At 33.8% G+C, this 14494-nt stretch carries 14 protein-coding genes; 6 read left to right on the forward strand and 8 right to left on the reverse strand.

The window, feature by feature from the left end; genetic code table 11:
• The first annotated feature begins 1 nt into the window (after position 1).
• Entirely contained in the window at positions 2–1696 is a 1695-nt protein-coding gene (gene ettA / locus K5V07_RS07365) for an energy-dependent translational throttle protein EttA (protein ID WP_158729784.1), read from the forward strand.
• A gap of 126 nt (positions 1697–1822) precedes the next feature.
• On the opposite strand, the gene K5V07_RS07370 is transcribed toward ettA, so the two are convergent.
• A complete protein-coding gene (locus K5V07_RS07370) occupies positions 1823–2239 on the reverse strand; it encodes a thiol-disulfide oxidoreductase DCC family protein (RefSeq protein WP_221916964.1) in 417 nt (138 codons plus the stop codon).
• Positions 2240–2308: 69 nt separating this feature from the next.
• Entirely contained in the window at positions 2309–4474 is a 2166-nt protein-coding gene (locus tag K5V07_RS07375; protein ID WP_221916965.1) for a DNA mismatch repair protein MutS, read from the reverse strand.
• Positions 4475–4621: 147 nt separating this feature from the next.
• On the opposite strand from K5V07_RS07375, the gene ung reads away from it, so the two are divergent.
• On the forward strand, positions 4622–5302 hold the full coding sequence (gene ung, locus K5V07_RS07380) for a uracil-DNA glycosylase (protein WP_221916966.1): 681 nt from the start codon (positions 4622–4624) through the stop codon (positions 5300–5302).
• Between the two features lie 163 nt (positions 5303–5465).
• On the opposite strand, the gene K5V07_RS07385 is transcribed toward ung, so the two are convergent.
• The 5 genes from K5V07_RS07385 to K5V07_RS07405 form a co-directional block, all read right to left on the reverse strand.
• Positions 5466–5840, reverse strand: coding sequence for a DUF4258 domain-containing protein (locus K5V07_RS07385; protein WP_221916967.1), 375 nt, complete (start codon positions 5838–5840; stop codon positions 5466–5468).
• A 35-nt stretch (positions 5841–5875) separates the two neighbouring features.
• The gene (locus K5V07_RS07390; protein ID WP_167496929.1) at positions 5876–7075 is read right to left on the reverse strand and encodes an alanine dehydrogenase; all 1200 of its coding nucleotides are present in this window, start codon (positions 7073–7075) and stop codon (positions 5876–5878) included.
• Between the two features lie 81 nt (positions 7076–7156).
• Entirely contained in the window at positions 7157–7630 is a 474-nt protein-coding gene (locus K5V07_RS07395; RefSeq protein WP_144890703.1) for a GNAT family N-acetyltransferase, read from the reverse strand.
• Positions 7631–7636: 6 nt separating this feature from the next.
• Positions 7637–8044 carry a tRNA (adenosine(37)-N6)-threonylcarbamoyltransferase complex ATPase subunit type 1 TsaE gene (gene tsaE / locus K5V07_RS07400; protein ID WP_144890705.1) on the reverse strand — a complete coding sequence of 136 codons (408 nt, stop codon included), beginning with the start codon at positions 8042–8044 and terminating at the stop codon, positions 7637–7639.
• A gap of 72 nt (positions 8045–8116) precedes the next feature.
• Entirely contained in the window at positions 8117–9697 is a 1581-nt protein-coding gene (locus K5V07_RS07405) for a bifunctional response regulator/alkaline phosphatase family protein (protein WP_221916968.1), read from the reverse strand.
• A 485-nt stretch (positions 9698–10182) separates the two neighbouring features.
• On the opposite strand from K5V07_RS07405, the gene K5V07_RS07410 reads away from it, so the two are divergent.
• From K5V07_RS07410 to kdsB, 4 genes are all read left to right on the forward strand, one after another.
• The gene (locus K5V07_RS07410) at positions 10183–10464 is read left to right on the forward strand and encodes a hypothetical protein (RefSeq protein ID WP_144890709.1); all 282 of its coding nucleotides are present in this window, start codon (positions 10183–10185) and stop codon (positions 10462–10464) included.
• Between the two features lie 151 nt (positions 10465–10615).
• On the forward strand, positions 10616–12037 hold the full coding sequence (locus K5V07_RS07415; RefSeq protein WP_221916969.1) for an ATP-dependent RecD-like DNA helicase: 1422 nt from the start codon (positions 10616–10618) through the stop codon (positions 12035–12037).
• Between the two features lie 98 nt (positions 12038–12135).
• On the forward strand, positions 12136–12966 hold the full coding sequence (ygiD, locus tag K5V07_RS07420) for a 4,5-DOPA dioxygenase extradiol (RefSeq protein ID WP_221916970.1): 831 nt from the start codon (positions 12136–12138) through the stop codon (positions 12964–12966).
• A gap of 101 nt (positions 12967–13067) precedes the next feature.
• Positions 13068–13793 carry a 3-deoxy-manno-octulosonate cytidylyltransferase gene (gene kdsB / locus K5V07_RS07425; protein ID WP_221916971.1) on the forward strand — a complete coding sequence of 242 codons (726 nt, stop codon included), beginning with the start codon at positions 13068–13070 and terminating at the stop codon, positions 13791–13793.
• Between the two features lie 12 nt (positions 13794–13805).
• Here the strand turns inward: kdsB and K5V07_RS07430 are convergent, their stop codons facing one another.
• On the reverse strand, positions 13806–14471 hold the full coding sequence (locus K5V07_RS07430) for a spermidine synthase (protein WP_182651770.1): 666 nt from the start codon (positions 14469–14471) through the stop codon (positions 13806–13808).
• Between the last annotated feature and the right edge of the window lie 23 nt (positions 14472–14494).

The following is a 14494-nucleotide window of genomic DNA, read 5'->3' on the forward strand; positions in this document are numbered from 1 at the left end:
TATGTCAGACGATAAAAAAGTAATATTCTCAATGCAAAAATTGAGTAAAACCTACCAAGGTGCAGATAAACCAGTACTTAAAAATATTTACTTGAGTTTCTTTTATGGCGCCAAAATAGGTATATTAGGACTTAATGGTTCTGGAAAATCATCACTTTTAAAAATTATTGCAGGTGTAGATAAAAATTATCAAGGCGATGTTGTTTTTCAACCAGGTTATACGGTAGGATACTTAGAGCAAGAACCAATATTAGATGATTCTAAAACCGTTTTAGAAATAGTTCAAGAAGGTGCAGCAGAAACCATGGCTGTTTTAGCAGAATACAATCAAATCAACGATTTGTTTGGACTTGAAGAAAACTATTCTGACCCAGATAAAATGGACAAATTGATGGATCGTCAAGCGGCTTTGCAAGACAAAATTGATGCGCTGGGAGCTTGGGAAATTGACACTAAATTAGAAATCGCTATGGATGCCTTGCGTACTCCTGATGGTGATACTCCAATTAAAAACCTTTCTGGAGGAGAGCGTCGTCGTGTGGCTTTGTGTCGTTTGTTGTTGCAACAACCAGACGTTTTGCTTTTAGATGAGCCTACCAACCACTTGGATGCTGAGAGCGTTCTTTGGTTAGAGCAGCATTTAGCACAATATTCAGGAACAGTAATCGCTGTAACGCACGATAGATATTTCCTTGATAATGTAGCTGGTTGGATTCTAGAGTTGGATAGAGGAGAAGGTATTCCGTGGAAAGGAAATTATTCTTCTTGGTTAGATCAAAAATCAAGCAGAATGGCACTTGAAGAAAAAGTAGCTTCAAAACGCAGAAAAAACTTAGAGCGTGAGTTGGATTGGGTTCGTCAAGGTGCCAAAGGCCGTCAAACCAAACAAAAAGCACGTTTACAGAACTACGATAAATTGTTAAACGAAGATCAAAAACAATTAGACGAAAACTTGGAAATTTACATTCCAAATGGGCCGCGTTTGGGAACTAATGTTATTGAAGCAAAAAATGTTGCTAAAGCTTTTGGAGACAAATTATTATATGACAATCTAAACTTTACGTTACCACAAGCTGGAATTGTTGGTATTATCGGACCAAACGGAGCTGGTAAGTCTACTATTTTTAAAATGATAATGGGTGAGCAAGCTACAGATAGTGGTTCTTTTTCTGTTGGTGAAACTGTAAAAATTGCTTATGTAGATCAATCGCATTCTAATATTGATCCTAATAAATCTATCTGGGAAAATTTCGCTGACGGTCAGGAACTAATCATGATGGGCGGAAAACAAGTCAATTCTAGAGCATATTTGTCTCGTTTCAACTTTGGAGGAGGCGAGCAAAACAAAAAAGTTTCTATGCTTTCAGGTGGAGAGCGCAACCGTTTACACTTGGCTATGACTTTAAAGGAAGAAGGAAATGTACTTTTACTGGATGAGCCAACCAATGATTTGGACGTAAATACGTTAAGAGCATTAGAAGAAGGTTTAGAGAATTTTGCTGGTTGTGCTGTGGTAATTTCGCACGATAGATGGTTCTTAGATAGAATTTGTACCCACATTTTAGCTTTTGAAGGCGACTCTGAAGTGTATTATTTCGAAGGAGGTTTTACTGAATACGAAGAAAATAAAAAGAAACGTTTAGGTGGTGATTTAACTCCAAAACGTTTAAAATATAGAAAATTAATTCGCAACTAATTTTCTTCTATTTTATTGAAAAAGGCTGTCTATTTAGACAGCCTTTTTTATTGTAATAGATCTTTATGTAATTAATTAGATGAAGTTGATTAACTTGTTTAAAATAAAACAATTAAGCGGCGTATTTTAACTTAAAAATTTTGATTTGAGAGCCTCTGTAGGCATCATACAACTTTCTTTTTTACCGTACCATTTGTATCTGTTTTTTGCAACATAATCATAAGCAATATTACTAAATGAAACAGGGAATAATCCCAAAATGCGTACAAAAGAAAATACTCCTCCTAATTCCTTGGCAATTTCTAATGCTGCTTCTGCTTTGTAATAATAAGCAACTCCTGGATGATATAAGATTATACTATCCATTTTTTGAGAATCAATTCCTAAATAAATAGTGATCTCTTGCCCTAAAGCAGATTGTAAAGCTACAAACCTAAAAATATCTTTTGTATCATGCTTAATAATAAGTTGTACCGAAGAGTCACACAAATTGCAAACACCATCAAAGAGTATTATTTTTTTGTTTTTTGGAAGATCTTGCATGTTGAACAATCAGTTTAAATTAGATTAATAAAAATTTAGAGTACAATTATTGTATTGTTCAGCTTGCATTTACTTTTTTCCTGCCTCAACAAATTCTAAAACATCTAAGCTTGCTTTTGATGTAAAAACACCATAATTGACCGTGGCTTTATTTTTTTCGATACTTTCAATTGTTCCAATTGCTTTTCCATCAAACATACGTACACGATCACCTACTTTTAGAACTGGTTTCGGCTTTTCAACCACTACTTTTTGTTTTTTCTCTTTCTTTTCCTTTCGGATTTCTTCCACCTGAACAGTTACTTCTTCGATGACTTCTTTCTTTTTTTCAATCTGCGCTTTTGTCTCTTTTGCAGTAGCTTTTTTACGCTTGGAATTTTCAATTTCAATAATTTTCAAAAACTCACCCAGTAGTTCTTTCTTATTTTTGTTATTGAAATATTTTTCAGAAATGTCTTCAATTTTTTGTCCAATATAAATGGTCTTTTGATTGCTATCGTACAACTCTTGGTAACTTTCTAGTTTTTGTTTGATTTTTACATTGATATTTTCCATTTTTTTGCCCTCTTCACGTGCTTTGCTTTCTTCTTCTTTTAACGTTTGCGACGTTTTTTCAAGCTTAGAGCGTTCTTTTTGTAAGGTGGCAATGGTTTTGTCAAATCGTACTTTACCAACTTCAATTTTCTTTTTGGCGCGATTAATCAAGCTAAAAGGAATTCCGTTTTTGAGTGCAACCTCAAATGTGAAGGAACTTCCTGCCTGACCGAGCACTAATTTATACAATGGTTCAAGTGTTTTCTCGTCAAAAAGCATGTTGGCATTCGTTGCAAAAGGTAATTCATTAGCAAGAATCTTCAAGTTCGAATAATGAGTTGTGATGATACCAAAAGCTTCTCTGTGGTAAAACTCCTCTAAGAAAATTTCAGCCAAAGCACCTCCTAATTCAGGATCAGATCCAGTTCCAAATTCATCAATTAAAAACATAGTTTTTCTGTTGCACTTTTTCAGAAAGTAATTCATGTTTTTTAATCGATAACTATACGTACTTAAATGATTTTCAATAGATTGATTGTCTCCAATATCAGTAAGGATTCTGTCAAATAAAAAGGTTTCACTGCGCTCGTGTACGGGAATTAACATTCCAGATTGCAACATCAATTGCAATAAACCAACTGTTTTTAAGGAGATGGTTTTTCCACCAGCATTAGGTCCTGAAATTACAATAATTCTATTTTCTTGTCCTAACTCAATGGTTTGTGGATGTGTTATTTCGTTTTTTTGCTTGTTATTTAAATACAAAATAGGATGAAAAGCATCTCTAAAATACAATCTGCGATCTTCAGTAATAGTTGGAAGAATTCCGTTTATTTTATTGGCATATTTGGCTTTTGCAGCAATTACATCGATGTCACTTAAGAAATCTTGATATTCAACCAATAAAGGCAAAAAAGGTCTGATTTGATTGGATAAAAGCTTTAAAATTCGGGTTATTTCCTCTTTTTCTTCATACTCTAGATTGCTCAATTCTCTGGAATATTGCAAAGTTGCTTCGGGTTCAATATACGCAATACTACCCGTTTTTGAACTTCCCATGATAGAACCTTTTACCTTACGGCGGTACATGGCCAGAACAGCCAACACTCTTCTGTTTTGTACAAAACTCTCCCGAATGTCATCCAGATAACCCAACGAATTATAATGGGTTAGTGCTGTCCCAAAACTCTGATTTACTTTTCCGCGCACCGCATTCATACTCCTACGGATATTCAATAAATCTGGAGAGGCATTGTCTTTTATTTCACCGTATTTATCAACCACATCGTCAATCATAGTGATTATGTCTTTGGTCAATTCTACTTGATTAGCTCTAAGATTTAAGTTTGGATAATAGTCTTCGAATTTTTTTAAAAACTGCAATAAAAAATTCACGGTACTCGAAAGGTTTGCAATTTTTCTAAAACTACCTACTTCAAGAAAACTATCTTCAATAGCAAGAAATTTGATCTCGTGTGAGATGGCTTCAAAACCATGATTTGGGATGGCATTGTTATTTTGAAAAGACGAAACATACTCTGAGGTTTGCAATAAAGCTTGCATCAAAGTTTCTTTGTCTTTAAAAGGAGTTATTTCAAGTGCTTTTTCTTTTCCAATATCAGTATTGCAAATAGAAGATATTGTTTCTAGTACAGTTGGAAATTGTAAATCTTGTAATGTTTTTTCGGTAATGGAGATCATTTATGGTTCAGTCTTTTGAACTACAAAAATAGCTAATAGTTAAGACTATTTAACAGACTTTCACAAAGAATTAAATAATGTTTATAGCGTTTTATAGAGCTAGATTTCGTGGAATTCAAAGTATCTTTGTGTTTTTAACGAAATCAAATGAAATACGATTTAGACCCATCCTGGGAAGAAATTTTAAAAGAAGAAATAACTAGGCCATACTTTGAAGAATTGATGCGCCATGTGGCTTCAGAATACGAACAACATACTTGTTTTCCTCCGAAAGAATTGATTTTTGAGGCTTTCAACCAATGTTCGTTTGATGCTGTAAAAGTGGTAATTATTGGCCAAGATCCCTATCATGGAGTGGGCGAGGCGAATGGTCTTTGTTTTTCAGTGGCTGATGGGGTGCGCATACCGCCATCATTAAGAAATATTTTCAGAGAAATGAGTGACGATTTGGGAACGGTCTTTTTGCCTACATCAGGTAACTTACAGTCGTGGGCTCAGCAAGGTGTTTTGTTGATCAATGCTACTTTAACAGTCAGACAGGATAGTCCTAATAGTCATAAGCATTTAAAATGGAGTCAGTTTACTGATGCAGTAATTGAGTTCATTAATTCTAAAAAAGAAGGTATTGTATTTGTACTTTGGGGCAGTTTTGCTCAAAAAAAAGGAGTAAAAATAGACCGAAACAAACACTTAGTTTTAACATCGGGTCATCCATCACCATTGAGTGCAAATCAAGGGAAATGGTTTGGCAATAAACATTTTAGTCAAGTGAATGATTATCTAGTAGCGAATAATAAAAAAGCTATTGTTTGGAATACCGATAATTAGTCTGAGACAAGATGTTTAATGTTATTTGGTTGTTTTGCGTGACTGATGGTAGTGGAGCTCTTTTTAGGCGGGCTTTTTTGCCCGACTAGAAAAGCGGGAACGTACAGCAGGACCCGAAGCTTTTGCGTAGGGGCACGCCCAAAAAAAGAATATCCTATAAAAATTATTTTTTGATAATATCTTCTAGAACAGCCTTATCGCTGTAATTGATGATTTTTAAAACAACTTCTTGATTTTTGATTGTTTTGCCTTCAATGGTGTACATTTTTCCTTTTTTTACAATTAGGTTACTGTTATCAAAATCAACATCACCGTATTGTAAAGAGTTTTTTATATCAGCGGTATCAATCCATTTTTGCGCTAGTATTGACGATGCTTTATCAGAGTAATAGAAAGGTTTGTTTCTCAAGTCATTTAAGACTCTAGCATTTGGAAAATAGTTACAACGGGTGTCTTTCCCACTGAAAACAAGGGCTACAAAAAAAAGTCCGATCACTAAACCAACTAAATAATAAGCAAAACGCTGAAAAAATTTCATAAAATATTTTTGTGCAAATGTACTTGAAAAATTTCTTAAAAAACGATTAAATTTATATCACTATGAGGCAGGTCAAACCAGTCTGCAATGGCACTATTGGTGTGAATACCGTGGTACATATAAACTCCATTTTTTAGGCCTTTATCACAACGGATGGCGCGTTCAATACCGCCATCTTCGGCAATTTTCATTAAGTAGGGTGAAATAATGTTGCTAATGGATAAGGAAGCCGTTTTTGAGTAACGAGACGGAATGTTAGGTACGCAGTAATGCAACACATTACTCTTTATAAAGGTAGGTTTTTCATGTGAGGTTACTTCTGAAGTTTCAAAACAACCTCCAGTATCAATACTAACATCAACAATTACGGCACCATTTTTCATGTGTTCTACCATTGTTTCTGATACTACTACAGGACATCTGTCTTTTCCTTTCATTGCACCAATGGCTACATCACAACGCCTTAAGGCTTTTAAAAGTGCTTTTGGTTGAATGGTTGAAGTAAAAATGCGTTGGTTTAAATTGTTTTGTAATCTTCGCAATTTAGTGATAGAATTGTCAAAAACTTTGACACTAGCTCCAAGACCTATAGCTGTTTTTGCAGCAAATTCGCCCACAGTTCCAGCTCCTAGAATTACAACATCAGTAGGAGGAACTCCTGTAATATTACCAAATAACAAGCCTTTTCCAAGGTCATTAGTGATCATTAATTCGGCAGCAATAAGAATAGAGGCCGTACCGGCTATTTCACTTAATGATTTTACTGCAGGATAGGTGCCATCCTCATCTTTAATATATTCAAAAGCTAATGCAATGATTTTCTTTTTCGATAAAGCTTCAAAATAGGCTTTTGTTCTCGTTTTTAGTTGAATGGCCGAAATTATAATCGTTTGAGGATTCATCATTTCAATTTCACTAAGTGTGGCAGGTTCAACTTTTAAAATCATGGGACATCCAAAAACTTTTTTGGTATCACTAGTTATTTCGGCACCAGCATTGCTGTATTCTTTGTCAGTATAACTAGAGCTTAACCCAGCACCAGCTTCAATCATCACGCGATGTCCTTGAAAAGTTAAGGAGTTTACGGCATCGGGTGTAAGGCAAATACGTCGTTCTTGAAAACTAGTTTCTTTTGGGATACCAATAAAAAGTTCACTTTTATGTCTAGCAATCTCTAGCTTTTCTTCTTGTGGTAAAAGCTGCTGTTTGGTGAATGGCGTAGTAGTAATTGACATTTTTTTATTATGAATTAAGCGTCCAATTTACGTAAATTTCACTAATTAAAGCACTACATTTTAGTAAATTAAAACTCAAATTTAAGCTATTATTTTTTCCATTTTGATATCGGCTCTTTCATAAATTCCTGATTCGAGTGGAATTTCAGTAAAGCCAAATTTCTCATATAAATGAATTGCTGATTTCAATTTTCTGTTGGAGTATAAAATGATTTTTTCTATTCCTTTTTCTTTTGCTATAGCAAAACAGTGTAAAATCAATTTTTTTCCTACACCCAATCCTTGCAATCTATCAGTTACTGCCATTTTACTCAACTCAAAACAGCTGTTGTCTATTTTGATTAAAGAAACGGTTCCAATTATTGCATTGTTGTACTTGGCATAAAAAATCATTCCCCCTTTGTCAATAATTTCTTTTTTAGGGTCCGAAAGTACAATTTCATCTTTAGGCTCTACCTTAAAATATTTCTGCAACCACTCTAAATTTAAATCCTTTATTGGCGCAGCCAAATTATCAGAAAAAGGAATTATAGTAACCAAGTTGTCTTGTAGCATACTTTTTTATGTCAAAGTTAATTTTCTAGTTCCATCTGTTAATGCAACGATCTGGATCACAGAGTGTGTTTCAGGAATTAAGTTTTCAATCTTTTCAGCCCATTCTATAAAACACCAATGCCCAGAGTACAAGTATTCATCAACACCCATATCTAGAGCTTCCTCTTCTTTATTTACTCTATAAAAATCAAAGTGATAAACCAGTTGATTTTGAGATGCTTCGTATTCATTAACTAAAGAAAAAGTTGGACTACTTGTAGCGCCTTGTACGCCTAATGATATACAAAGTTGCTTGATCAAAGTAGTTTTTCCAACACCCATTTCACCGTGAAAAAGTATGACTTTATTCGGGTTTTGGGCAATAATTTGTTGTGCTACTTCTTCTAGCTGATCAATAGAAAAAAGGATATCCATTCTGATAAAATTATTTAAAGTTGACAATTTAAGTTTTTGGTCTTAGACTGAAAACTGAGACTGATTGCTTTTTTACTTCGGATTAAAAACTAAAAACGGAATAATCATTTCTTCCAGAGAAATTCCTCCGTGTTGATATGTGTTTTTATAATAACTCACATAGTGATTGTAATTGTTAACATAAGCCAAAAACAAATCACTTTTTGCAAAAATAAACGAACTACTCATATTAATTGCAGGTAAGCCAATATTTTTTGGATCTTTTACTGCATAAACATCTTTGTGTTCGTAAGTAAGACTTCTACCTGTTTTATATCTCAGATTTAAACTCGTATTTTTATCTCCCACAACTTTTGATGGGTTTTTCACATTTATAGTGCCGTGGTCTGTAGTGATAATCAATTTGAAGCCCATTTTTTGTGCCTGCTGAATAATTTCTAGCAAAGGCGAATTTTTAAACCAACTTAATGTCAAAGAGCGATAGGCTTTATCATCAGATGCTAATTCTTTCACTACGTCCATTTCTGTTTTGGCATGCGATAACATATCCACAAAATTATAAACAATGGTAACTAAATCATTGTCTTTTAAAGCCTTGAAACTTTCAGATAATTTTTTACCTCCTGCAAGACTCGTAATTTTAAAATAATCTTCTTTAATATTAAGTCCTAATCGCTTGATTTGCGCGGTCAAAAATTCGGCTTCAAACAAGTTTTTACCGCCTTCTTCAGGATCATTTTTCCAATATTGTGGAAACTGTTTTTCCATATCTAACGGCGTTAAACCCGAGAAGATTGCGTTCCTTGCATACTGCGTGGCAGTTGGTAAAATAGAGTAGTAGGGAACCTCTTTTTCTAATTTATAATAATTGCCTACCACCGTTTCAAAGGTTTTCCATTGGTCGTAGCGCAAGTTGTCAATCACAACAAATAAAATAGGCTTGTCTTTTTTCTTAAGTTCCGGCAAAACGAGCTCTTTAAATAAGGTATGCGATTGTATTGGTCGGTCGGCATCGGTAACACTGGTGACTTTTTTAGGCATCGGTGCAAACCAATCTTCATAATTTCGTTCTATAAACTTACCAAACTGCGAGTTGGCTTCTACTTTTTGAGATTCTAAAATTTGAATCATCCCTTGATCGTCGATGTTTTCTAACTCGAGCTCCCAAAAAATCAATTTTTTATACAACTCTATCCAATCTTCAAAGGAATTCACCATACCCATTTCCATCGCTATTTTGCGAAACTCTTTTTGATAATCGAGTGTTGTCTTTTGAGAAATCAATCGCGAATGATCTAAGTTTTTCTTCAAACTCAGTAAAATTTGGTTTGGATTTACGGGTTTGATCAAATAATCTGCAATTTTAGACCCAATCGCCTCCTCCATGATATACTCTTCCTCACTTTTTGTAATCATGATCATAGGAATTGCTGATTTCTTTTCTTTCATTTCTGAAAGTGTTTCCAATCCGCTCATTCCAGGCATATTTTCATCCAAAAAAACGATGTCAAAATTGTTTTCTTCAAATATAGCAATCGCATCTAAGCCATTGTTACAGGTAGTAACTTCGTAGTTTTTCTTTTCTAGAAATAATATATGTGGTTTCAAAAGGTCAATTTCATCATCAACCCAAAGTATTTTTATTTTATCCATATGGTATGCAATTGGTGTGTATTACTCTAAATTTTTGTGCCAAATTACATTATTTAAAGTGTCAAGCGTGCTAATTTTATTATAATTTTTACTTTAAAATATTTGTTCCCTAAAAAAACTATTTAAAAATTTAAAACTACAAATAGGGCGTTACCTTTCCTTCGTAAACTTCGTCAGGTCAGGCTGTGCGCTGTATCTTTGCTTTTTTAAAGAAAAAAAGCAAAGGATGCCGCTTCCATCCTTAACGCTCATTAAACTACTATATGACATATTTGAATTAAAATTGTTTAAATACAATATGTAGACACCTTTTTTAGTTAATTGTATTGTAAAAATAAAGATTTTTAGCCTAAACTTTAATAAAAAATTAGGACTACAAGTACGTTAATAGTACACTTTGTTTAGTAAATTGTAAGAACAAATAATTTTATTTTCAAAAACATTAAATATCACCCTAACTAATTATTAATTAAAACAGTACTATCATGACCGAAGATTTTATAACTATCGACAAAGAAGCTATTGCTGCACTTAAATTCCCTAATACCGATGTTTTAGAGGATAACGACCAAATAAAAATGAGAATTAGCGAAGTCAACAGAGCTTTATCATTAGGAAACCTGGAACATTCCAAGATCAAAATATTTTTTGAAGATGTTGAATCAAAGAAAGTAGTTGATACCACGGTTTGGGCTGTAACGGACAAAAATATCATCTTGAAACAAGGAGTGATGATTCCTATTAACCGTATTCATAAACTATTTTAAAAAAAGAAGCTTTGCGAAACAAAATTTTTAAAACCCAAAGTATGGTAATATCAATTTTGTTTCGCGTTTCAATCAATTTGTAAAAAGTAGTTGTAGCGTAAATGATAGTTAATACGTATCTTTGATACTCATTTATGCCAACAAAATTCTTATGAATTCCTCCTTGTTTTACAGTCTTTTACAAAAAAAATTTCCATTTCAGCCCACTTACAAACAAGATGTTTTTTTTCAAAAAATAGCCATTTTTTTGACTGAAACAGAGAATAAGACCATTTTTGTACTCAAAGGATATGCAGGAACAGGAAAAACAACTGTAATCTCTACCATTGTTAACAGCTTAATAGACATTAATAAAAAATATGTTCTACTGGCCCCAACTGGTCGTGCAGCTAAAGTGATTGCTAATTATTCAGACAAGCCTGCTTTTACGATTCATAAAAAAATTTATTTTCCTAAAAAATCTTCTGGTGGTGGCGTATCATTTACTTTACAACCCAACAAACACAAAAACACCATTTTCATCGTCGATGAAGCTTCCATGATTTCGGATAAGAATTCGGATTCTAAGTTGTATGAAAACGGCTCCTTATTAGATGACTTGATTTCCTATGTTTATTCAGGTGCGAATTGCAAAATGATTTTATTAGGAGATACGGCTCAGTTGCCTCCTGTGAATTTGGATATCAGCCCAGCGCTTGATATTCGAACGCTTGGTATGAATTACGATAAAGAAGTTGAACATATTGAGCTAGACGAAGTAATGCGTCAAGAGGAAAACTCAGGTATTTTATTCAACGCAACAGAATTACGCGAAGTACTCAAAGAATCTTTTATCACTGATTTTAAATTCGATCTTAAAAAATTCAAAGATATTGTACGTTTGACAGACGGATATGATATTCAAGACGCTATCAATTCTGCCTACAGTAATTATAGCATCGAAGATACCGCATTTATTGTTCGCTCTAATAAAAGAGCCAATCAATACAACGAACAAATTCGCACCAAAATTCTGGACAAAGAAAGTGAGCTTTCCACAGGAGATTTTTTAATGGTGGTGAAGAACAATTATTTTTGGCTAAAGGATTCTGACCAAGCAGGTTTTATCGCCAATGGTGATATTATCGAGGTGCTCGAAATTTTTAGCATCAAGGAGTTGTACAGCTTCAAATTTGCCAAAGTAAAAGTTAGAATGGTGGATTATCCAGATCAAAAACCTATTGAAACTGTTTTGCTTTTAGATACCATCAAAAGCGAATCTCCTTCACTTACGTATGAAGAATCAAACCGACTTTATCAAGAAGTTTTGAAAGATTACGAGGGCGAAACTAAATTCAAACAATTCCAAAAAGTAAAAGCCAATGAATATTTTAATGGCTTGCAGGTGAAATTCTCCTACGCCATTACTTGTCATAAATCACAAGGAGGGCAGTGGAATACTGTTTTTATAGAGCAACCTTATTTGCCAGATGGTATCAACCGTGATTATATAAGATGGTTATACACCGCGATGACACGTGCCAAAAATAAATTGTATTTAATTGGTTTTAAAGATGATAGTTTTGTTGAGTAAATCAGATTAACATATAAGTCATGTTAGCCAAAATCAAAGAAAAACTTAAATGAATTTATAAGATTTATATCGTTCAATAAGTTTAAAATAGTTTAGTTATGAATTCATTAAACGATTTACATAAAATTTCGGGCTCTTTTTCAAATACTGAAAAAATGCCAGTTTTGTTTCTAGGTCATGGAAGTCCCATGAATGCCATCGAAGAAAATCAGTTTGTAACAGGATTTCGGAATTTAGCCAAAACGTTACCACAACCCAACGCTATTTTGTGTATTTCGGCGCATTGGTTTACAAACGGTACAAAAGTCACAGCAATGGAAATGCCGCGAACGATTCACGATTTTGGAGGTTTTCCGCAAGCACTATTTAATGTGCAATATCCCGCTAAGGGTAGTCCTGAATTAGCATTAGATACTAAACAATTATTGACCCCAATAGAGGTTGAACTCGATGAACATTGGGGATTGGATCACGGTGCTTGGAGTGTTATTAAACATTTATATCCCGATGCCAATGTTCCTGTAGTTCAGCTAAGTATTGATTATACAAAACCTGCACAATACCATTTTGATTTGGCACAAAAATTAAGTGCTTTACGTACGAAAGGAATTTTGATTGTTGGCAGCGGAAATATTGTTCACAATTTGAGATTAGTCGATTTCCCGAATTTAGATAAAGATAATTACGGCTATGATTGGGCAATTGAAGCTCGTGAAACTATCAACTCACATTTATTAGACGGAAATTTTCAACCACTTTTAAATTTTGAAAAACAAAGTAAGGCGCTTCAATTAGCAATCCCAACACCGGAACATTATTTACCTTTGATTTATACTTTGGGTTTAAAAGCAAAACAAGAAGAACTCAGTTTGTTCAATGATAAGTTACTGGGAGGATCGTTGAGTATGACTTCGGTGAAAATAATGTAACCTTGGCAAACTATACCACACAAAAGGAATATTAAAATAGCACGAATAAAATTTCATCCTTCGTTTCAATGATGTATTTTTGGTGGCAAACTTTTTTGATTATGAAAATAATAGCAGTCATTCCCGCACGATACGCTTCTACACGATTCCCAGCTAAGCTTATGCAAGATCTTGGAGGGAAAACCGTAATATTAAGAACCTATCAAGCAGCTATCAACACGCAATTGTTTGATGATGTTTTTGTAGTGACGGATTCCGATTTGATTTATGACGAAATTATTTCTAATGGTGGAAAAGCTATTCAAAGCATCAAAGAACACGAATCCGGTAGCGATCGAATTGCCGAAGCAGTTGAAAATCTCGATGTTGATATTGTAATTAATGTGCAAGGTGACGAACCATTTATTGATGCCGAACCGCTTGCAAAAGTCATTGAAGTTTTTAGAAACGATTTAGATAAAAAAGTCGATTTAGCTTCGTTAATGCGCGAAATCACTAATCAAGAAGATATCAATAATCCGAATAATGTGAAGGTTGTAGTAGATCAAAGCGGATTTGCTTTGTACTTCTCCCGATCTGTGATTCCGTTTCCGAGAGAGCAAAATGTAGGTGCTCGATACATGCAACACATTGGTATTTATGCTTTTAGAAAACAAGCATTGTTGGATTTTTACAGTTTACCAATGCGATCTTTGGAAGCATCCGAAAAACTAGAACAACTGCGCTATTTGGAGTTTGGAAAACGAATCAAGATGGTCGAGACCACACACGTAGGCATCGGGATTGATACTCTTGAAGATTTAGAAAAAGCCAGAAAAATGCTTTAAAATAAGGAGTTGCTACGCTAATTTTTCAATTACAATAAGTTCATTGTGAATTTCAATTCGGGGAATCGTCCTAATTTGAAATTGCGGATGGACAAAATCAGTAATATATTTTTTATTTCTACTGTTCTGATCATCGTTCAAAATCATGGTGTTGAATAGAATAAAACCTTTTGATTTAATGAGGTGGCAAAGCCTATTGGTAAAAAAGATTTCGAATAAAAAATTAGGCATAGTGGTGTCTTGAAATATATCAATGATGATTAAATCGTATTTTTCTTTAGTTTTTAACACAAATTCAAAAGCGTCGTCGATTATAATTTCCAGATTTTCAACTTCATTCAATTTGAAATAGGTATTTGCAATATGAATAATTTCGGGATCTATCTCAACTCCAGTTAGTTTGCCTTTAAATTTCACATCGTCAACTAATGTTTTAATAACGCTTCCTCCGGCAACACCTAGTAGTAAGATGCTTTCCATTTTTACTATCTTTTCAAAACCAATACTTTTTAACCCGAGTCTTAAAATACGCTGTAAACTACCATAAGAGTAGTTCGCATTTTTGGAATCTAAAACCAATTCTCCATTTGCCCAAGTAACTTCAATTGACTGGCTAATGCTTGATTTTGTTTCAAAAATTTTAACAGGAATTAAATAACTCAATATTTTTTTGATCATTACGAATGGTTTTAACCAAAAAT

Source organism: Flavobacterium sp. CHNK8 (assembly GCF_019774515.1).
Taxonomy (GTDB): Bacteria; Bacteroidota; Bacteroidia; order Flavobacteriales; family Flavobacteriaceae; genus Flavobacterium; species Flavobacterium tiangeerense.